This is a genomic window from Conexibacter woesei DSM 14684 (genome assembly GCF_000025265.1).
GTDB classification, from domain to species: domain Bacteria; phylum Actinomycetota; class Thermoleophilia; order Solirubrobacterales; family Solirubrobacteraceae; genus Conexibacter; species Conexibacter woesei.
Map to the genome: position 1 here is coordinate 137,593 of NC_013739.1, position 18,484 is coordinate 156,076.

The following is an 18,484-nucleotide window of genomic DNA, read 5'->3' on the forward strand; positions in this document are numbered from 1 at the left end:
CACCATGCTCTCTCTCGGATGTCAGGGGTCCCGCCGAACATCGTGCGCCGGCGCGTCATGGCGCTGCTCGTGCTCGTCGCCGCGCTGGCGGTCGTCGTCGCGCTCGTCGTCACGGTCGCCGGCGGCGGTGATGACGATCCGGCGTCCGCGCGCGCAGACGCCGGCGCCGCGGCGAAGACGACCGGCGCCAGAGCGCGCGGCGACGGCGGCAGAGCAGGCGGCGGGAGCGCCGCGGGCGCCGCCGCCTCCCCGACCGCCGGGCGCGACATGGGCAGACCGGGGCCGCCGCGCCCGGTCCCGATCCTGATGTACCACGTCACGACCGACCCGCCCGCGAACGCGCCGTTCCCCGACCTCTACGTCAGAGCGTCCGAGTTCGCCGACCAGATGCAGGCGCTGAAGCAGGCGGGCTACGTCGCCGTCACGCAGCAGGAGCTGTGGGACGCGTGGCACAGAGGCGGACCGCTGCCGGCCAGAGCGGTCGTCGTCTCGATCGACGACGGCTACCGCTCCAACTACCTCAACGCCCGCCCGGTGCTGAGAAGACTCGGCTGGCCGGCGGTCCTCAACCTCAAGGTCGGCAACCTCTCCGAGCCCGAGTACGGCCTCACCGACGGGCAGGTGAAGGAGCTGATCGCCGACGGCTGGGAGATCGACTCCCACACGATCGACCACCCCGACCTGACGACCGTCGACGCGGCGACGCTCGCACGCGAGGTCGCGGAGTCGCGCGCCGAGCTGCAGCGCCGCTTCGGCGTCCCGGTCAACTTCTTCTGCTACCCCGCCGGCAGATACGACGACACGGTGATCGCAGCCGTCGAGAGAGCGGGCTACCTCGCCGCCACGACGGTCGAGCCCGGGCTCGCGCAGCCGGACGCCGGCTCGCCGTTCGCGCTCAACCGCGTGCGCGTCAACAGCGGCGTCTCGGGCGCCTCGCTCGTCTCGCAGCTCGCCGACCTCGGCGCGTAGCGCTCAGCCGAGCAGCTCGCCGAGCGCGTGCACGCCGAGCAGCTGGGCGACGTCGGCCGGCGGCTGCGGTCTCGCGAAGTGGAAGCCCTGCGCGATCGGGCAGTGCATCGCCCGCAGCGCCGCCGCCTGGTCGGACGTCTCGACGCCCTCCGCGACGGCGTCGACGCCGAGCGATCGCGCGAGCTGGACGATCGCCGTCACGATCGCGCGGTCCTCCTCGCGCAGGACGACCCCATCGATGAACGATCTGTCGATCTTCAACACGTCGATCGGCAGCAGCTCGCGCAGGTGGCTGAGCGACGAGTAGCCGACGCCGAAGTCGTCGATCGCGAGCTTCACGCCGACCCGCTTGAGCGTCTGCAGCGACTCGATCGCCGCTGCTGGATCGGCCATCACCGCGCTCTCGGTGATCTCCAGGCAGAGCCGGTCGGCGGGCAGGCGCGCGCCGTCGATCGCCCCGCGCACCGTCGCCTCCAGATCTGAGGCGCCGAGCTGGCGGACCGACAGGTTGACCGCGACGACGACGCCGTCGCCGCCGCTCTCGGCGTTCCAGTGCGCGGCCTGCCGGCACGCCTCGCGCAGCACCCACGCGCCGATCGGGACGATCAGGCCGCTCTGCTCGGCGATCGGGATGAAGCGCGCCGGCGAGATCGGACCGTGCTGCGGGTGCTCCCACCGCAGCAGCGCCTCGACCGCGACGATCCGGCCGCTCTCGAGCGAGACCTCGGGCTGGTAGACGACGCGCAGCTGGTTGCGCGCGAGCGCCTCCCGCAGGCCGCTCTCCAGCTCCAGCCGGTCGACCGCGCGCCGGCGCATCGACGCGTCGAAGATCTCCGTGCGGGCCTTGCCGCGCTCCTTCGCGCGGTACATCGCCGCGTCGGCGTCGCGCAGCAGCGTGTCGGGCGAGCGGTCGGGATCCTCGGGTCGCGCGAGCGCGATGCCGAAGCTGGCGGTCACGAACCGCTGCTCGCCGTCGAGCACGAACGGCGCCCGCAGCGCGGTCGCCATCCGGTCGGCGATACGGTTCGCCGGCTCGGTGTCGGCGACGCGCTCGAGGCAGACGGCCAGCTCGTCGCCGCCGAAGCGGGCGAGCAGGTCCTCGGGGCGCAGCACGCGCCGCAGCCGCTCGGAGACGTTGCGCAGCAGCCGGTCGCCGGCGTCGTGTCCGAGCGAGTCGTTGATGACCTTGAAGTTGTCGAGGTCGACGAAGATCACCGCGACGCCGCTGTCGTGCTCGCGGGCGAGGTCGAGCGCCTCCTGCAGCCGCTTGGTCAGCAGCGCGCGATTCGGCAGGCCGGTCAGCGGGTCGTGGTGGGCCTGGTGGGCGAGCTGCTGCTCGAACTGCTTGCGCGACGTGACGTCGAGCAGCTGCACGACCCAGTGCGATGCGATCCCGCTCTCGTCCTGCACGAGCGAGTAGCGCCACAGGCCCCAGCCGATCGTCCCGTCGGCGCGCTGGAAGCGCTGCTCGACGGCCTCCATGCCGGCGCTCGGCGGCCACGCGGCATGGTCCTCGGCGCGCACGTCGGCGGGGCTGAGGTCCCACAGCCGCAGCTGCACGAGCTTCCCCGCGCCGTAGCCGGTCAGGCTCGCGAGCGAGCGGTTGACCTCGCGGAAGCGGCCGTCGAGGCCGATCAGCGCCATGCCGATCGGCGCGTCGTCGAAGGCGCGGTGGAAGCGCTGCTCGCTGGCGGCGAGGTGCGCGCGGACGGATTCGTTCGCACGCCACGTCACCATGCTGGCGAAGCCGAGCGCGGCGATGAAGCCACCGTGGATCGCGGCCCAGAACCACGGGCTGCGGTCGTCGTCGGTCCCGTGCGCGTAGACGGAGTCGGGCTCCATCATCCCCATCAGGCCGTGCTGCAGGACGACGTAGCCGAACGCCAGCAGGTACGGGAACCACTCCTCGTAGGCGGCCAGCGCGACGACCATCACGAAGTAGTGGAAGTGCGCCTCGATCGTGCCGTCCCACAGGTGCACGAGCACGGCCGAGCAGGTCAGCAGCCCTATCGTGACGGCCGCGGCACGCCCCCGCCGGCCGAGCTGCTCGCGCTGCCCGACCAGCGCGCAGAGGGCGATCGGGACGACCTCCAGCAGCGCGTGCTGCAGCGGGTTGCCGGTGGCGAGCGCGAACACGAACAGCGCGGGCACGTGCGCCCACAGCAGGATCAGCAGGCCGCGATGGCGACGCTCCCAGACGGCGTCGGGCAGCGAGCGGCCGCTGGGGAACCAAGCGAGCGCCCGGCGGACCGCGTCGCGCGCGTGTCCGCCGGCGACCGGCGCCGACGAAGCCATGTCCTGAGTATCGGTTAGAACGTCACCTTATTGAGCCGCCGGGGTTTCACGGTGACCGCGTGTCACCCGCGCGCGGCGGCGCGCGCCCATGCGATCAGCAGTCCCTGCAACGGCAGGCGCGCGATCAGCCCCGCGCGGCCGCCGGGCAGTCTGTAGCGCTCCGCGTGCAAGCACATGTGCACGTTCGCCGGGAAGACCGCGACGAGCGTCGCGACGCTCAGCAGTCCGCCGAGGCGGCGGGTGCGCGGGTGCAGCAGCGCGGCGCCGGCCGCGATCTCGGCGACGCCGCTGGCGTAGACCAGCTCGCGGTGGGCCGGCAGCCAGTCCGGCATGATCGCCTCGTAGATCCGCGGCTTGACGAAGTGGAGGATCCCCGCGACGACGAAGAAGGGACCGAACAGGCGTCGAATCGGCATCGGCCGACCCTAGCCCAGCGGCCCCCAGTCGAGCGCCGCCTCGCCGCCGAGGAACCGCGCGAGCAGCTCCACCTCGCTCGCGGCCGCCGCTCTTGCCGCGCGCGGCAGTCTGCCGAACGGCTCGATCCCGACGCGCAGCGCCGTGCCTCTGCGCTCGTGTCTCCAGACGCCGGCCATCCGTCCCTCGACGAGCAGCACTGGCGAGATCCATCCCTGCGGCCGGTAGACGCGCGCTCTCGCGCCGGCCGGCAGCAGCTGGTCGGCGTGGAGCGTCGCGGCGATCGTGTACTGGTCGAAGCCGGGCAGCAGCCGCACGCCGCCGCTCCCCTTCGCCGCCGACCGCTGTGCCGGCTCGACGTCGGCGGCGAGCAGCCAGCGCTCGGTCCCCTCGACGGTGACCGGCACGACCTCGTCGCCGAGCAGCCGCAGCATCCGTCTTCCGTCTGCCGGCGCGACGCCCCACCAGCGCGCCAGCTCCTCGCGCGTCAACGGCCCGGCGACGGCGAGCCAGCGGCGCGCGGCGTCCGCGAGCGCCGCCTCGCCGTCGTCCGCCCTCCACGCTCCCAGCCACGCGGCGGGATGCGCGAAGCGCACGTTCTGGCCGTCGCTCGGACCGAAGCAGAGGGCGCCGACGGCGGCCGGGTACTTGAGCGTCGAGCCCCAGTTGTCGCGCAGCCGGTCACCGAGCGCCTGCGAGCCGGTGCGCCGCTGCACCTCCGCGGCCAGCTCCGTGCGCGTCAGCAGCCGGCCGTCGGCGAGCGTCGCGTCGATCTCGGCGGCGATCCGCAGCAGCTCCTCCTCGGTCAGGCCGAAGTAGCGCAGGCGGCTGGCGTTGAGGTAGGCACGCGGAGCGCGCGCGGTCAGCGCGCCCGTCCAGCTGCCGTAGTCGGCGCTCGGCAGCAGGTGGAGCGTGCCGCGCGCCGCCCACGTCTTCACGAGCGCACGCTCCTCCCACAACGCCGTGGCGACGTCGTCGGAACGGAGCTGCTCGACGCGCGCCCACAGCGTCAGCTCGGCGCTCGACATCAGCTGAGCGTGCAGGCCGCAGAGCGCCCCGGCGACCACGAGCCGCTCGGCGTGCGGGGCGCGGACGTCGAGTCGCTGGCGCTGGAGCCGCAGTCCCAGGACCTGGTCCCAGGTCAGCTCGGCGACGGGCTCCAGTCTCGTTCCCCTGCGTGATCTGGCGGCCATCGACAGGACGATAGGCGCCGCTGCGGTCAGTCGTCGTGGCGCGGCTTCTGCCGCCCGCGCTTGTGCTCGGAGCGGCGCTTCTTCGCCTCGACGCGGCGTCTTCTCGACGCCTTCGACGGTTTCGTCGGCGTGCGGTGGCGCGGCACCGCGAGCGCGCCGGCGAGCCGGTCGCGCAGTCGCTCGAGCGCCAGCTCGCGGTTCAGCGCCTGGCTGCGCGCGTCCTGCGCGACGGCGGTCACGCGCGGCCCGTAGCGGGCGCGGACGCGCTCCTTCTGCCACGGCTGCAGCGTGCGCGAGGCGGCGACGTCGAAGACCGCCTCGATCCGCGAGGCGGTCACGTTCGCGTGTTGGCCGCCCGGCCCCGACGAGCGGCTGGCGCGCAGCGTCACCTCCGTGAGCGGGAGCGCGACGTCGCGCGTGATCGGCATCGGATCGTCCACTCCTGCACCGTATCGTCGCGCTCTGTGACGCCATCCAGCAGAACCTGTGCCAATCGGCGCTTGATCGCTGGAGATATCCGGGATATCATGGTTGCATGGCAAAGGTGCTCGTGACGATCGAAGACCCCCTCCTCAAGCGCATCGATCGCACGGTGCGCGAGCGCGGCCTGACGCGCAGCGGCTACCTGTCGGAGCTGGCGCGCCGCGACCTCGACGCCCAGCTCGGCCCCGGCGCCGACCCTCAGGTGAGAGCGGCGCTGCGGCGGATGCAGGATCTCGTCGCCGGCCTCGACGTGCGAAGCGACGAGGACACGACGAGCCTGCTGCGCAGAACCCGCGACGAGCGACTGGACCAGCTCGGGTGACCGAGGCGGTGCTGGACGCGAACGTCGTGTTGAAGTGGCTGCGCCCGGAGGAAGAGCCGCGTGAACCTGCCGCGGCCTTCCTGCGCGCCGCTCACGACGCGGGCGAGCTGCGCGTGACCGCGCCGGCGCTGCTCCCGTACGAGGTGCTGAACGTCGTCGGGCGCAAGTGGCGGGTCGACGCGGCGGCGCTGATCGAGCTTGCGACGTGGTTCGGCGCGCTGCGCTTCGACCTCGTCGAGCCGCCGCTCGCCGAGGTCGCGCGCTGGACGGCGGCAGGGCTGAGCGCATACGACGCCGCGTACGTCGCGGTCGCCGAGGCGGCGGGGATCGAGCTGATCACTGCGGACGCGGGCATCGTCGCCGCCGCGCCCGGCATCGCGCGGGGCCTGGCCGACGCCGCCGGCTGAGCGGCGCGCCGGCGGCTCGCGTCAGGCTCTGCTGGTCTTGCCGGCCTTCGCGCCGCGGCGTGTGAGGAACGCGCCGATCGCGGCGCCGATCAGCAGGCACGCGACGATCACGATGAACAGCGGCATCTGCACCGAGCCGAGTATCAGGTTGACCTTCACCTCATCGAGGTTGAAGAGCGCGAAGGCCGCGGCCGCGACGGAGAGGATCGCGACCGCGACGAGGCGCGCTCTGTCTCTGCTGGAGCGCTGCGTCGCCGCGGATGCGTCGTGATCGTGTGCTGAAGGAGTGGCCATGGTCGGATCATCCCCGACCGGGCCGACAAGTCAACCGCGCTCGAAGCGTCTGACGAGCTTCCACGCGGAGGGCAGCACGGCCGCGCCGACGATCGCCTTGATCACGCCGCCGACGATGAAGATCGCGAAGCCGTTGTGGACGGTCCAGCTCCAGTCCTGGCCGACGGCCAGCTTGAGGCCGACGAGGCCGAAGGCGAAGACGATCAGCTGCGCCGCGACGAACGACAGGAACGCGGTGACGGCCTTGCGATCGGCGCCGCGCTCGGCGAGGTAGCCGACGACGCCGGTGGCGAAGATGAAGCCGATGATGTAGCCGCCGCTGGCGCCGGTGATGACGTCCCAGCCGGAGTTGCCCTCGGCGTAGACCGGCAGAAACAGGCCGAGCAGCGCGTAGAGCAGCATCGCGGCGGTGCCGCGGCGGGCGCCGAGCGTCGCGCCGACGAGGCCGACGGCGAGCGTCTGGCCGGTCACCGGGACCGGCGACGGCGGGACGGGGATCGCGACCTGCGCCAGCAGCGCGGTGAACAGCGCGCCGCCGATCACGAGCGCGATGTCACGGGTGCGCGCACCCGGTATCGCGTCGGCGAGAACGAGGCCGCGGCGCGGCAGTGTGGGCGCGATTGCGGTGGCCATGGAGCTCCTTTGCGGTGAAAGTCGGAACGGCGTGCGACTCGACGGGTCTACCTCATGCGACCGAGCAGCCGCGAGCGCGGCCGCTCATTCTGGGGCACTCGGGCGGCGCGCGACCCCGATCCGGGGGGTCGGCGGCCGGGTCGGCGGTCTCCTGCGCCGGCACGCGGCACGTCGAAACGGCCGCACCGCACGTCGCGCGCGCTGCGGCACGCGCTAGTTCAGGCGCGTTCGCACGCGCTCCAGCTCGCGCTCCATCCGCTCGCGCGTCTCGGCGCAGACCGGCAGCGCGAGTCGCAGCTCGGCCGCGCGCAGCGCCCACGAGAGGTGGCCGATCCGCTCGGCACGCTCGGCGATGCGGTCGAGCAGCAGCGCGGACAACTGGTGGGCGCACTGCCAGCCGACCTTCTCCTCGCGGCCGGTCAGGTCGACGAGCGGACCGCGTCGCCGCAGGTCGGCGACGTGCGGCGCGGCGAGGCCGGCGTGCGCGAGGTACTGCTCGCGCCGGCGCCCGACCGCGCCGAGCGCGATCCCGGCGCGGCGGCCGGCCTCGACGGCGGCGATCGTCAGCGGTAGCGCGTGGCCGCTGCCGTCACGCAGGACACGGTGCAGCAGCAGGTCGTCGAAGACGCTCTCGCGGCCGATTCTCTTGCGCTCCTCCACGATGGTGAAGCGGTTGCCGACGGCGGCGGCGCAGGCGACCAGCTGCTCGCGCGGCGCGACGTGACGGAACGCGGCGAGGTCGCAGCCGAGCTCGTCGAGCGCGGCGTGGGCGTCGTCGGCGGCGATCGGCTCGAACTCGGCGCCCAGCGCGAGCGCGAGGTCCGCTGGGGCGGGGCATTCGGAGACGGCTTGGAGGGCGAAGGGGAGCATGGGCGACCGGGTCGTTTTAGGGTGACCTAATACATACTGCCATGGTCGGAGATGAAATGCTCGGCGGGGGCCGATCGGGGAAGGACTCGGCGGCGCCGGCGTCTGGAGGGGTAAGCCATCGACGGGAGGAGAGCAAGATGCGACGACGCGTGACCTGTCTCGCGCTGCTGTCGACCGGAGCCGCGGCGCTGCTTCCGGCTGTCACCGGAGCGGCCGGGTCCTCCGGCTCGCCCGCGGCGCATGCCGCCGCGACCCGCACGGTCGTCCTGCGCGACATCGCCTTCAACCCCAGCCGCGTGACGATCCACCGCGGCGACCGCGTCACGTGGCAGTGGCGCGACGGCCGCACGCGCCACAACGTCACGAGCCGCAGCTTCCGAAGCGCGAGCACGCGCAGCAGCGGCTCCTACTCGGTCACGTTCGGCCGCCCGGGCACGTTCGCGTACCACTGCACGCTCCACCCCGGCATGACGGGGAGCGTCGTCGTCAGGAGATGACGGCTAGGTCGTGGGCGCGACGTCGACGTACTGCAGCACGACGCGCCCGATCACGACGACGTCGCCGTCGTGCAGCTCCGCCTCCTGGATCCGCCGGCCGTTGACGAACGTGCCGTTGGAGCTGCGGTCGTCGAGGATGCGGACCGCGCCGCGTCGCTGCGTCACGATCGCGTGCCGGCGCGAGACGCTGACGTCCTCGAGCTGGATGTCGGCGGTGAAGCCGCGGCCGAGGTGCGTGATCGTTCGGTCCAGCGGGAGCAGCCTTTCGCTGCCGCCCTCCTCCATCGCGAAGTAGCGGCCCGGGGCGGGATGCGCGACAGCTTCGACACGGTCGCCGTCCGCGGGCCCCTGCACCGCGTCGACCGCCTCTGTCGGCTCGAACGCGATGGTATGGCGGTCCGACGGCGTGGTGGTCATTCCTGCACCTCAGCGCGTGTACCTCAAGAGAACCTCAAGGAAACCGAAGATCGCGACGAGAGCGATGAAGATCCGGTGAAACCGGACCGGATGTAACGCGACGAAGGTCTCACGGCATCTCCTCGGTGAACGACGATGGAGGTGGCGGATGCCGACCGATCGACAGACCCGATGAGCAGCGACGCGGAGCTGCTGGAAGCGTCGCGCGAGGACGCGGGCGCCTTCCGCGAGCTGTACGAACGCTACGCCCTGCGCGTCCAGGGCTATCACCGGCGCCGTACGCGCAGCGACGACGCGGCGCACGACCTGACGGCCGAGACGTTCGCGCAGGCGTGGCTCGGGCGGGCGCGCTTCCGCGACGAGGCGGGCGGCAGCGCCGGCCCGTGGCTGTTCGGGATCGCCCGCCACGTGCTGCTCGCGTCGGTCCGGCGCGGCCAGCTGGAGCGGATCGCCTGCGAGCGGCTCGGCCTGTTCGACCGGCTCGACTGCCGGCCGGCCGCGGTCGAGCCGCAGACGGCCTGGCTGGAGGACCTCGACGAGGACCTCGACCGCGCGCTCGCCGACCTGCCTGCCGGGCAGCGCGACGCGATCCGCCTGCGCGTCGTCGACGACCTCGCCTACGAGCAGGTCGCGGCGGCGCTCGACACCACGCCGCAGGCGGCGCGGGTCCGCGTCCACCGCGGGCTCGGCGCGCTGCGGACGAAGCTGAACCACTCGACGGAGGCATCCCGATGACGACCGATCTCCCGCCGCGTCTCGCCCGCCTCGGCGACGCGCTCGAACAGGCCGCGAGCGCCGACCTCGCGGGCGCGAGCAGCGCGGCGAGCGCCCCGGCGAGCGCGCGTGCGCGAACGACGGCCGGCCGCGGCCGCCGCCCCCGGCGGATCGCGCTGTTCGCCGCCGCGATCGCGATCGCGATCCCCGGCGCGGCGATCGCCGGCAGTCAGCTGATCGACACCGACGAGGTCGCCGACAGCATCCCCGCCGGCTCGCTGTGGCTCGCCGGCACCGAGCCGTCGTGCACGGTCGTGCGCGAGAACGTCGAGTTCCACTGCACGCTCGGGAAGGCGCCGAGCGGCGAGGTTCTCGCGGACTGGAAGGGAACCGTCGAGCCGACCGTCGACGCCTCCAAGCGCGTCAACGGCGGCTGCCGCTCGCTCGCGAGCGACGGGCGCAGCTGGCGCTGCTACATCGGCAGCGAGGCCGTCGAGCAGAGAATCATCGGCGCCGGCTTCCTCGGCGACTACGCGCCGACGCCCGGGGCCGGTTGACCCCGGGCGTCTGCGCGCGGAACGGCTGGATCAGGTCTTGTTCGTCGTGAACGTGAACGTGACGGTCTTCGGTGCACCTCTGTTGGGGGTGAGCCGGACCGTCAGCGTCTGGGCGCCGCCCGCCTTCAGCTGGGTGGCGGTCAGCACCGCGCTGCGCAGATGCTGGCGCAGCGGTCTGCCGTTGATCGCGAAGCTGACGGCGCGCAGCGAGTGCCGTCTGGCCGGCTGGACGAAGAAGCGCAGCTTCGTCGTCCCGCGGATCTCGTTCGGGACGTCCGGCTTGACCGTCACGCGGTTGCCGCCGACCGTCACCGTCCGCGGTGCGATCCCGTCGGCCACCTCGCGGCCCTCGCAGTCGAGCGCGACGTAGTTGACGTAGCGGAAGTTACGGGTGATCCGCCCGCTTCTCCCGTTGCCGCGGACGCTCACCTGGAGCGACTGCGATCTGGTCTTGTCGAGTTGCGCGAACTCGACGACGTGGTTCGCGGTGCTGGCCAGTCTCGCGCCGTTGAGCGTGTACTGGACCAGCTTGAGGATCCCCGGCGCCGATCTCGTCGTGAGGATGATTCTGCCGTCTCTGGATGTGGCGTGGAAGACGGCCTGTCTGCGTCCGAGCGCCGCGTTGCCGGCCTTGATGAAGTAGCCGTGCCGGTACGAGGCCACGCAGCCGGCCGGCAGCTCGGTCACCGTCCAGCAGTAGCGCGTCGTGGCGCTGACTCTGTCGCCGCGACGGGAACGCACGTCGAAGCAGTGCTGCCCGAGCGAGAGGTTGCTGTAGTCGCTGCGGCCGTTGCACGCGCCCCAGGCGCCGCCGTCGAGGCGGCACTCGAGCGTCACGTTCGAATCGGTCGAGTGGTACAGCAGCGTCGCGTTCGTCAGCGGCGTTCTCGGCGGCGGGCCGTCGTCGATGATCGGCGGTCTGAGCGACGGGTCGACCGGTGTCTCGGTCGGGGTTATCGGCGGTCTCGGCGTCGGCGGCGTGACGACCGGCGGGCACGGGTTGCCGACGAGCCCTGCTCTCGCCTCGCCGAGCACGACGTCGGCGCCGAGCAGCCCTCTCAGGACCGGTCCGAGGACCGGCTGGAGTATCCCGAGCAACCCGAGGTCGACGTTCGGCGCGATGGTGATCCGCACCGCGGTTCGCGTCACCGAGGTGGCCGTCGTCGTCGTCTGGTTGAGCGAGATCGTCCCGAGTCTCAACGTCCCGAGCAGGAGGTTCGCCGACAGGTCGAGCGTCACGGGGGCGCTCGTGTCGAGCACCGAGGTGCCGAACAGCGTCAGGCCGGTGACCTGGCCGCCGGTCTGGGGGACCGGGCTGCCGTTGACGCACTGATAGCCGGCGGTCGCCTCGGTGGCTCTGAGGCCGACGCCGCCCAACAGCAGTCTCAGCAGCGCGACGTCGGTGATGGCGCCGCGGGCCGTCGCGCCCGTGGCGCTGACGGTGGTGTCTGCCTCCGAGACGCCGCCGCTGACGACGCTGGCGAGGACGGGTGGAAGCGTGACGAGTCTTCTCGACTCGCCGGCGCATGGATTCTCGCCGTTGTTGGCGACGGTCGGCTCGGCGTCGACGCCGAGCCCTGCGACGAGCGCGTCGACGCGGAGCGCACTGGCGCGGCAGCTGAAGTTGTCAGCCGACGCGGTCTGCGCGGTGGTGGCGCCGAGCGCGAGTGCCGCGACGAGCGCGGCGAGCACGAGCGCCGGCCAACGGCCGAGGCGTCGCGCCGGCGACTTACGAATGAGGTCCATCTCCCGCCTTCCTGGTCCGCGTGCGGCCATGGAAGAGCTGGACGCGCCGTCCGCGCGTCTCCATCGAACCGTCCCCTGCGGACGGTGGCGAAGCCTCTCGCCTGATGTCCCTGCCAGCGCCTCCCACAGCGCACGACACGAGTCCTATGCAACCACGCCAGCTTGGGACACGGTCCGGATTTTCGAATCAGTAAGGGACTTTTCGCACAGCTTTAAACAGTTTTTCGAGTGCTATTTGGCATGTATATGGCGCAATGGTGGACAGGCGTGGTCTCGAAAGCCGCGCGACGGCGGTCGCATACGATGCCGGGACCGCCGCAGCAACCCCTGGAGACGACGCCGTGACGACCGACCAGAACCTCTACACGCTCTACGCCGCGTTCGGCGCGCCCGCCGTGCGACGGCTGCCGGAGGCCCGCCGCGCCGCCGCGGCGGAGGAGGCGCAGGCCGCGCTCGACGCCGCGGACGTGGTCGTCCGCGGGAGCTACTCGCTCGCCGGCTTCCGCGCCGAGGCGGACCTGCTGCTGTGGCTCGTCGCCGCGTCGGCGGACGCGCTGCAGGACGCCGTCGTCGCTTTCCGTCACACCGAGCTCGGCCGCTCGCTCGACGCGCATTGGACGAACATCGGCGTGCATCGCGAGGCCGAGTTCGCGAAGTCGCACATCCCGGCGTACCTCGCCGGCAAGGAGCCCGGCAGATACGTCTGCGTCTACCCGTTCGTGCGGTCGCTCGACTGGTACCTGCTGGAGCCTGACGCGCGCGCGAGGATGCTGCGCGAGCACGGCATGATGGGCCGCGACTACCCCGACGTCCTGGCCAACACGGTCAGCGCGTTCGCGCTCGGCGACTACGAGTGGCTGCTCGCGTTCGAGGCGGAGGAGCTGACGCGGATCGTCGACCTGATGCGCCATCTGCGCGCCGCCGAGGCGCGGCGGCACACGCGTGAGGAGCTGCCGTTCTTCACCGGAATCCGCAAGGGCCTGGCCGATGTGGTCGCGGACCTGCCGTAGCGGATTCCGCGGATTCCGGAAGCCGTCGGCCGCGGTCGTGGCGGATCTGCCGTAGCGCAGGAAATCAGTGTGAAGGCTTGTCAGGGGTCTGCGAGCAGGCGATGATCGCGTCATGTCGGACACGCTGCTCGCAGCGATCGTGGGCGCAGTCGCCACCCTCGCAGCCGTGGGCTTCGCGCAGCTGCTGAACCACGCGCGCGAGGCGAGGCGCGCGCGGAAGGCGTCCGACGAGGCCTGGGGGCGGATCGAGATCGAGCTCGGAAACGTCCGCGAGTCGCTCGACGGGATTCGAGTGGACGACGCCTGGCCGATCGGGTGGAACGCGGGATGGTGGTCGGTGTGGGAGAAGCACAGCGACGCGCTGAGATGCGAGTCCGATGAAGAGAGAGAGCGCTTCCGGACCGTCCAGCGCGCGTTCGGCACGATCGATCAGCTCCAGCACGGCGTCAACACGCGGCGTCCCGACGACGGCCGCGGCTTCACCGCGCGTGACCGCGAGTTCCTCGACCGGGTCAGAGCCGCGATCGAGGCGGCGTCGGGCGCGGTCGCCGGCACCGCTCGCCGCTGACCGCGCTCAGCCCAGCCAGCCGTCGAGCAGCCGCCGCGCGATCGCGAGCGGCGGCGGCAGCAGCAGCGACGTGCCGGCGGGTGCGTCGTCCCAGTCGGCGGAAGCCGGCAGCGCCGCCGCGGCGGCGACCTCTGCGCGCGTGAACCAGCGCACGTCCTCCAACTCCCCGTCGAGCGCCGCCGGCTCCCCGCCCGCGTAGGTCGCGGTGAAGCCGAGCATCAGCGAGCTGGGGAACGGCCATGGCTGGCTGCTGACGTAGTGCGGCTCGCGCACGTGGACGCCGGACTCCTCCAGCACCTCGCGTGCGACCGCCTCCTCCAGCGACTCGCCGGCCTCGACGAACCCCGCGAGCGCCGAGTAGCGCCCTGCGGGCCAGGCCGCCTGGCGGCCGAGCAGCACGCGCTCGCCGTCGAGCACGAGCATGATCACAACCGGGTCGGTGCGCGGGTGGTGCTCGGCCCCGCAGACGGGGCAGCGGCGCATGTGGCCGCCCTCGGCGACGTCGGTGACGGCGCCGCAGCGCGCGCAGTGGCCGTGGACGCGGTGCCAGTTGAGCAGCGCGGAGGCGTAGGCGGCGAGGCCGCCGAGGTGGTGCGGCAGCAGCGCGCCGGCCTCGCGCAGGCTCAGCGGCCGGGCGCCCGGTGCGAGCGGTCGCAGCGCGTGGATGTGGTCGACGTCGACGGCGAACAGCGTCGTGCCGTCGGGCTCGACGCCGAGCAGCGCGGTGGCGCCGGCGCCACCCGGGATCTGGTCGAGCGCCAGCCGCACGAGCTGCGGCTCCGCGTAGCCGGTCACGAGCACGCCGTCGCGCGTGATCGCCAGCGCCCGGCTCGAGCGGTCGTGCAGCCGCGCCTGCACCCAGGCCGCGTCGCTCCGGCGTGCGCTCGCCCGGTCGAGCTGTGCGCCGCTGAAGGTGTTCGGCTCGGCCATGGAACGGACTCTCGCAGACGCCGGGTCCGCGAAACGATCTCCATCACAGACCGGTCGGTCGCTAAAATGGCAGAGAGATGGCACGCAGAACCGCAGCCGCCGCCCGCGCGACGCGCGACGCGATCGTGGCGCGCGCGGTCGAGATCGGCTCCGTCGACGGGCTCGAGGGCATCACGATCGGCCGCCTCGCGGACGATCTCGGCCTCAGCAAGTCCGGCGTCCTGAACCATTTCCGCACGAAGGAGCTGCTGCAGCTCGCCGCGCTCTCCTCCGCGGAGGAGATCTTCAGACGCGAGGTGTGGGAGCCGGCGCGCGACGAGCCCCCCGGGCTGCGCCGGCTGATCGCGCTGGAAGACGCGTGGATCGACCACGTCACCGGCGACGCCTTTCCCGGCGGCTGCTTCTGGACGGCCGCCTCGGCCGAGTTCGACGGTCGCCCGGGCTCGGTTCGCGAGACCGTCGCCGACGCGCTCGAGCGCTGGTACGCGACCGTGCGGCGGGAGGTGCGCGCCGCGATGGAGGCGGGCGAGCTGCCGCCTGGCACCGATCCGGAGCAGATCGTCTTCGAGCTGCGCGGGGTCGCGATGACGACGAATCAGCAGGTGCAGCTGCACAACGACCCCGCGGCGCGCGACCGTGCCCGCGCGGCGGTTCGGCACATCCTCGGGTCGATCGCAAATTAGAGTCCGACCGATCGGACTCTAAATGCGGTAAGGTGGCCGGCAACTTCGGCACCCTGCTCCCTGGAGGCACGCATGTCAGGCCCAGCCGCACCGGCGGCGACGCCGCTCGGCTCCGAGTCGCCGCCCGCCGCTCCTCGCCCCGGTCGCGCGATAGCGGTCGCCTCGGCGGCGACGTTCGTCGCGTTCCTCGACGTGACGGTCGTCAACGTCGCGCTGCCCGACCTGCAGCGCGACTTCGCCGGCGCCTCGCTCGTGACCCTGTCGTGGGTCGTCGCGATCTACGGCGTGCTGTTCGCCGCGCTGCTGACGCCGGCCGGACGGCTCGCCGACGTGATCGGCCGCAAGACCGTCTTTCTCGCCGGCTTCGCCGGCTTCACGGTGACGTCCGCGATCAGCGCGGTCGCGCCGTCGGTCGGGCTGCTGATCGCCGCCCGCGCGCTGCAGGGCGCCAGCGCCGCGTTCATGATCCCCGCCGCGCTCGGGATCGTGCTCGCCGTCTCCGCGCCGGAGAAGCGCGCCGCCGCCGTCGGCCTGTGGGGCGCGACGACGTCGGTCGCCGCGGCTGCCGGCCCCGCGCTCGGCGGCCTTCTGATCGACGCCTTCGACTGGCGCGCCGTCTTCCTCATCAACGTCCCGATCGGGCTCGTCGTGCTGTGGGCCGGCTGGCGGGTGCTGCCGTCGATCGGCCGCGGCGCGCAGCAGCTGCCCGACCTGATCGGCAGCGCGCTGCTCGCCGCCGGCTTCGCGCTCGTGCTCGTCGCGCTGACCGAGACCGCCGAGTGGGGATGGGTCGACGGTCGCACGGCCGCGTGTCTCGTCGCCGGCGTCGCGCTGCTCGCCGTCGTGCTGCGGCGCACGCGCTCGCATCCGGCGCCCGCGATCGAGCTGGCACTGCTGCGCAACCGCGCGTTCGCGGTCGCGAGCGCCGGCGCGGCGCTCTACGGCGTCGCGCTGTTCGCGTGGATGCTCGCGTGCGTCCTGTTCGTGACGTCGGTGTGGGGCTACTCGATCATCGAGGCCGGCCTCGCTGTCACGCCCGGCGCGTTCAGCTCCGCTGTCGCAGCCGTGTTCGCCGGCAGAGTCGTCGACCGGCACGGGCCGCGCGGAGTCGTCGCCGGCGCCTCGCTGCTGTTCGCCGCCGCCGGCGTCTGGTGCGTGCTGGGGATCTCGGCCGAGCCGCGCTTCCTCACGTTCTGGCTGCCGCTCGGGATCGTCGGCGGCGCCGGCATGGGCGCCGTCACCGTCGGGCTGACCGGTGCCGCCGCGCGGGCGCTGCCGCCGGCGCAGTTCGCCTCCGGCACCGGTCTCGCGATGACCGCGCGCCAGCTCGGCGGCGCGCTCGGCGTCGCGGCGCTCGCGACGATCCTCGAGTCGGCCGGCGTCGGGGTCGCCGGCTTCCGCGCCGTCTTCGCGATGTGCACCGTCGCTGCGCTGCTGACCGCGCTGAGCGCGCTCTGGCTCGCGCGGCCGGCCCCCACGGCGGCGCCCGCCGCCGCGCCCCTGGAACCCTCGAAGACCGCGGAGGTGGTCGCATGACGACGTACCCGAACGAGCTGGCCGACCCCGACGTGCTCGGCGGCCACGAGGAGCACGCGCTGCTGCGCGGCGCGCCGTGGCGGCGCTTCGCCGTGCTCGGCGACAGCGTCGCCGCCGGCGTCGGCGAGCGCGTCGACGGCTACCTGGCGCTGACGTGGGCCGAGCGCGTCGCGCGCGGGCTGCGCAGTCACCACCCCGGCCTCGCATACCTCAACCTCGGCGTCCGTGACCTGCGCGCGCAGCAGGTGCGAGAGACGCAGCTGGCGCCGGCGCTCACGTTCGCACCTGACCTCGCCGCCGTGATCGCCGGCGGGAACGACCTGCTCTCCAGACGGTTCGACCCCGACGCCGTCGCGCGCGAGCTGGAGGCGATCGTCGCTCCGCTGCGCGACGTCGGCGCGGAGGTCTTCATGTTCAGACTGCTCGACATCACGCTCGCGATCGACGTGCCGGAGCCGTACGGGACCCGGCTGTCGGAGCGGCTCGCCGCGCTCAACGACGCGACGAGCGCCGTCGCCGAGCGCCAGCAGGCGCTGGTCGTCGCCGGCGCCGCCCACACGCGCGCGGCCGATCCGCCGATGTACAGCAGCGACCTGATGCATCTCAACCTGCGCGGGCAGGCGGTCATCGGCAGCGAGGCGATCCGCGAGCTGTCGCGCGTCCTGGCGCCGCCGGTCGAGGGGGAACCGCTCGGCCTGCGGCCTCGGGTTCCGTCGGAAGAACTCGCCCAGGGGCTTGTTCTTCCCGCGGTAGAGTCGGGCGGGTGAGCTGGACGACGCTCGACTCGCGCATCGCGTACGAGAACCGCTGGATCCGCGTGCGCGAGGACGCCGTGCTGCGGCCGGACGGTGAGCGAGGCATCTACGGCGTCGTCGAGATGGTCGCGCCCGCCGTCTTCGTCGTCGCGCTGACCGAGGCGGACGAGGTCGTGCTGATCACCCAGCGGCGATACACGACCGGGCAGATCTCCGTCGAGGTGCCGGCCGGCGCGACCGACGGCGAGGAGCCGCTCGTCGCCGCCCAGCGCGAGCTGCGCGAGGAGACCGGCCTCGCCGCCGCCGAGTGGCGCGCGCTCGGCTCGATGTTCGCGCTCAACGGGATCGCCGACGCGCCCGAGCACGTCTTCCTCGCGACCGGCCTGTCGGACGCGGGCGCGGGCGACGAGCGCGCCGCGGAGGGGATCACCGCCGTCGAGCGCGTGCCGTTCGCCGAGGCGATGCGGATGATGCGCGACGGCGAGATCAGCGACGGCGAGACGATCGCCTCGCTCGCGCTCGCCGCCGTCGCGCTCGGCCGCTTCGCGTAGGCGCGCGGAGCGGAGCCGCTCGCGCCGCGCCGCGCTCGCGCCGCGCCGGGCGCCCGCCGCACTCGCGCCGCGCCGGCCGCGCAGCGCCCCGCTACGGCAGGTCGACCCGTTCCAGCGCGACGACCGCGCAGCCGGGCGGCGGCGGGTCGGTCGAGGCGCGGTACGCCGCCAGCTGCTCGTCGCCGAGCCGCCGGAAGCCGTCCTCGACGTCGTCGAGGTACTCGCGGCTGACGAGCGCGCGGCCGTCGCGCAGCCCGGCGGCGAGCCGCGCGCGCCCGGCCGCGCTGCCGACGTAGGCCCACACCCGCCCGCGCGCCTCCGCGACCAGCTCGGTCACCTCGACGCGCTCGTAGTTGCGCTCGCGCGCGTCGAGCCGGCGCAGCTCGCCGGCGTCGACCGGCAGGCAGACGCCGTTGACCGCGCCCCTCCCCGCGACGACGTCGAGGAAGGCGACGACGCCGCGCGGCCGCTCGCCGCTCGCGCACAGCCGGTACCACTTGTAGCCCGGCAGGTCGCGCGCGTTGTCCATCGCGACGCCCCAGCGGCGGCGGTGGCCGGCCAACGCGGTGACGTAGCCGTCGTGCGCCTCGGCGGCGAGCGATCCGTAGCCGAAGACCCAGTCGCCCGCCACCGGCCGCCC

General features: G+C 73.1%; 23 protein-coding genes. 12 read left to right on the plus strand and 11 right to left on the minus strand.

Annotated features, from left to right (window positions below):
- Positions 1-18: 18 nt before the first annotated feature.
- Positions 19-969: a polysaccharide deacetylase family protein gene (locus CWOE_RS00690; protein WP_012931625.1), complete on the plus strand. Its 951-nt coding sequence runs from the start codon at positions 19-21 to the stop codon at positions 967-969.
- Between the two features lie 3 nt (positions 970-972).
- Here the strand turns inward: CWOE_RS00690 and CWOE_RS00695 are convergent, their stop codons facing one another.
- The 4 genes from CWOE_RS00695 to arfB form a co-directional block, all read right to left on the minus strand.
- Positions 973-3,264, minus strand: coding sequence for a putative bifunctional diguanylate cyclase/phosphodiesterase (locus CWOE_RS00695; RefSeq protein ID WP_012931626.1), 2,292 nt, complete (start codon positions 3,262-3,264; stop codon positions 973-975).
- 62 nt (positions 3,265-3,326) lie between these two features.
- The gene (locus tag CWOE_RS00700) at positions 3,327-3,680 is read right to left on the minus strand and encodes a DoxX family protein (RefSeq protein ID WP_012931627.1); all 354 of its coding nucleotides are present in this window, start codon (positions 3,678-3,680) and stop codon (positions 3,327-3,329) included.
- Positions 3,681-3,689: 9 nt separating this feature from the next.
- Positions 3,690-4,871 (minus strand): winged helix DNA-binding domain-containing protein, encoded by a 1,182-nt coding sequence (locus CWOE_RS00705; RefSeq protein ID WP_012931628.1) that lies wholly within the window; start codon positions 4,869-4,871, stop codon positions 3,690-3,692.
- Positions 4,872-4,897: 26 nt separating this feature from the next.
- The gene (arfB, locus tag CWOE_RS00710; protein ID WP_041730001.1) at positions 4,898-5,311 is read right to left on the minus strand and encodes an alternative ribosome rescue aminoacyl-tRNA hydrolase ArfB; all 414 of its coding nucleotides are present in this window, start codon (positions 5,309-5,311) and stop codon (positions 4,898-4,900) included.
- Positions 5,312-5,406: 95 nt separating this feature from the next.
- Between arfB and CWOE_RS32375 the strand changes: the two genes are divergently transcribed.
- Together CWOE_RS32375 and CWOE_RS32380 are read left to right on the plus strand one after the other, a co-directional pair.
- Complete coding sequence (locus tag CWOE_RS32375) at positions 5,407-5,676, plus strand: type II toxin-antitoxin system HicB family antitoxin (RefSeq protein ID WP_012931630.1); 270 nt, start codon at positions 5,407-5,409, stop codon at positions 5,674-5,676.
- Positions 5,673-6,083, plus strand: coding sequence for a PIN domain-containing protein (locus CWOE_RS32380; RefSeq protein ID WP_012931631.1), 411 nt, complete (start codon positions 5,673-5,675; stop codon positions 6,081-6,083). The genes CWOE_RS32375 and CWOE_RS32380 overlap by 4 nt, the downstream gene beginning before the upstream one ends.
- A 21-nt stretch (positions 6,084-6,104) precedes the next feature.
- Here the strand turns inward: CWOE_RS32380 and CWOE_RS00725 are convergent, their stop codons facing one another.
- From CWOE_RS00725 to CWOE_RS00735, 3 genes are all read right to left on the minus strand, one after another.
- Positions 6,105-6,377: a LapA family protein gene (locus CWOE_RS00725; RefSeq protein ID WP_012931632.1), complete on the minus strand. Its 273-nt coding sequence runs from the start codon at positions 6,375-6,377 to the stop codon at positions 6,105-6,107.
- Between the two features lie 30 nt (positions 6,378-6,407).
- Positions 6,408-7,010, minus strand: a complete 603-nt coding sequence (locus tag CWOE_RS00730; RefSeq protein WP_012931633.1) for a biotin transporter BioY — start codon at positions 7,008-7,010, stop codon at positions 6,408-6,410.
- A 213-nt stretch (positions 7,011-7,223) separates the two neighbouring features.
- A complete protein-coding gene (locus CWOE_RS00735) occupies positions 7,224-7,880 on the minus strand; it encodes a hypothetical protein (RefSeq protein WP_012931634.1) in 657 nt (218 codons plus the stop codon).
- Positions 7,881-8,017: 137 nt separating this feature from the next.
- Here CWOE_RS00735 and CWOE_RS00740 point away from each other — a divergent pair, with 137 nt between their 5' ends.
- Positions 8,018-8,377 carry a cupredoxin domain-containing protein gene (locus tag CWOE_RS00740; protein ID WP_012931635.1) on the plus strand — a complete coding sequence of 120 codons (360 nt, stop codon included), beginning with the start codon at positions 8,018-8,020 and terminating at the stop codon, positions 8,375-8,377.
- A 3-nt stretch (positions 8,378-8,380) separates the two neighbouring features.
- Here the strand turns inward: CWOE_RS00740 and CWOE_RS29960 are convergent, their stop codons facing one another.
- Positions 8,381-8,794 (minus strand): FHA domain-containing protein, encoded by a 414-nt coding sequence (locus CWOE_RS29960; RefSeq protein WP_012931636.1) that lies wholly within the window; start codon positions 8,792-8,794, stop codon positions 8,381-8,383.
- Between the two features lie 171 nt (positions 8,795-8,965).
- On the opposite strand from CWOE_RS29960, the gene CWOE_RS00750 reads away from it, so the two are divergent.
- The gene (locus tag CWOE_RS00750; RefSeq protein WP_012931637.1) at positions 8,966-9,529 is read left to right on the plus strand and encodes an RNA polymerase sigma factor; all 564 of its coding nucleotides are present in this window, start codon (positions 8,966-8,968) and stop codon (positions 9,527-9,529) included.
- Entirely contained in the window at positions 9,526-10,065 is a 540-nt protein-coding gene (locus CWOE_RS00755; protein ID WP_012931638.1) for a hypothetical protein, read from the plus strand. The genes CWOE_RS00750 and CWOE_RS00755 overlap by 4 nt, the downstream gene beginning before the upstream one ends.
- Positions 10,066-10,095: 30 nt before the next feature.
- Here the strand turns inward: CWOE_RS00755 and CWOE_RS00760 are convergent, their stop codons facing one another.
- Complete coding sequence (locus tag CWOE_RS00760; protein WP_012931639.1) at positions 10,096-11,811, minus strand: hypothetical protein; 1,716 nt, start codon at positions 11,809-11,811, stop codon at positions 10,096-10,098.
- Positions 11,812-12,065: 254 nt separating this feature from the next.
- On the opposite strand from CWOE_RS00760, the gene hemQ reads away from it, so the two are divergent.
- Both hemQ and CWOE_RS00770 read left to right on the plus strand, forming a co-directional pair.
- Entirely contained in the window at positions 12,066-12,821 is a 756-nt protein-coding gene (hemQ, locus tag CWOE_RS00765) for a hydrogen peroxide-dependent heme synthase (protein ID WP_081425193.1), read from the plus strand.
- A gap of 112 nt (positions 12,822-12,933) precedes the next feature.
- The gene (locus CWOE_RS00770) at positions 12,934-13,389 is read left to right on the plus strand and encodes a hypothetical protein (RefSeq protein WP_012931641.1); all 456 of its coding nucleotides are present in this window, start codon (positions 12,934-12,936) and stop codon (positions 13,387-13,389) included.
- A 6-nt stretch (positions 13,390-13,395) separates the two neighbouring features.
- Here CWOE_RS00770 and nudC read toward each other — a convergent pair whose 3' ends face one another.
- Complete coding sequence (nudC, locus tag CWOE_RS00775) at positions 13,396-14,319, minus strand: NAD(+) diphosphatase (protein WP_012931642.1); 924 nt, start codon at positions 14,317-14,319, stop codon at positions 13,396-13,398.
- A gap of 77 nt (positions 14,320-14,396) precedes the next feature.
- On the opposite strand from nudC, the gene CWOE_RS00780 reads away from it, so the two are divergent.
- The 4 genes from CWOE_RS00780 to CWOE_RS00795 all read left to right on the plus strand — a co-directional run bounded on the left by CWOE_RS00780 (position 14,397) and on the right by CWOE_RS00795 (position 17,844).
- The gene (locus CWOE_RS00780) at positions 14,397-15,002 is read left to right on the plus strand and encodes a TetR/AcrR family transcriptional regulator (protein ID WP_012931643.1); all 606 of its coding nucleotides are present in this window, start codon (positions 14,397-14,399) and stop codon (positions 15,000-15,002) included.
- 72 nt (positions 15,003-15,074) lie between these two features.
- A complete protein-coding gene (locus CWOE_RS00785) occupies positions 15,075-16,538 on the plus strand; it encodes a DHA2 family efflux MFS transporter permease subunit (RefSeq protein ID WP_012931644.1) in 1,464 nt (487 codons plus the stop codon).
- On the plus strand, positions 16,535-17,305 hold the full coding sequence (locus tag CWOE_RS00790; protein WP_012931645.1) for an SGNH/GDSL hydrolase family protein: 771 nt from the start codon (positions 16,535-16,537) through the stop codon (positions 17,303-17,305). The genes CWOE_RS00785 and CWOE_RS00790 overlap by 4 nt, the downstream gene beginning before the upstream one ends.
- Positions 17,302-17,844 (plus strand): NUDIX domain-containing protein, encoded by a 543-nt coding sequence (locus CWOE_RS00795; RefSeq protein ID WP_012931646.1) that lies wholly within the window; start codon positions 17,302-17,304, stop codon positions 17,842-17,844. Before CWOE_RS00790 ends, CWOE_RS00795 begins: the two co-directional genes overlap by 4 nt.
- Before the next feature lie 91 nt (positions 17,845-17,935).
- On the opposite strand, the gene CWOE_RS32385 is transcribed toward CWOE_RS00795, so the two are convergent.
- Positions 17,936-18,475 carry a gamma-glutamylcyclotransferase family protein gene (locus tag CWOE_RS32385; protein ID WP_012931647.1) on the minus strand — a complete coding sequence of 180 codons (540 nt, stop codon included), beginning with the start codon at positions 18,473-18,475 and terminating at the stop codon, positions 17,936-17,938.
- Between the last annotated feature and the right edge of the window lie 9 nt (positions 18,476-18,484).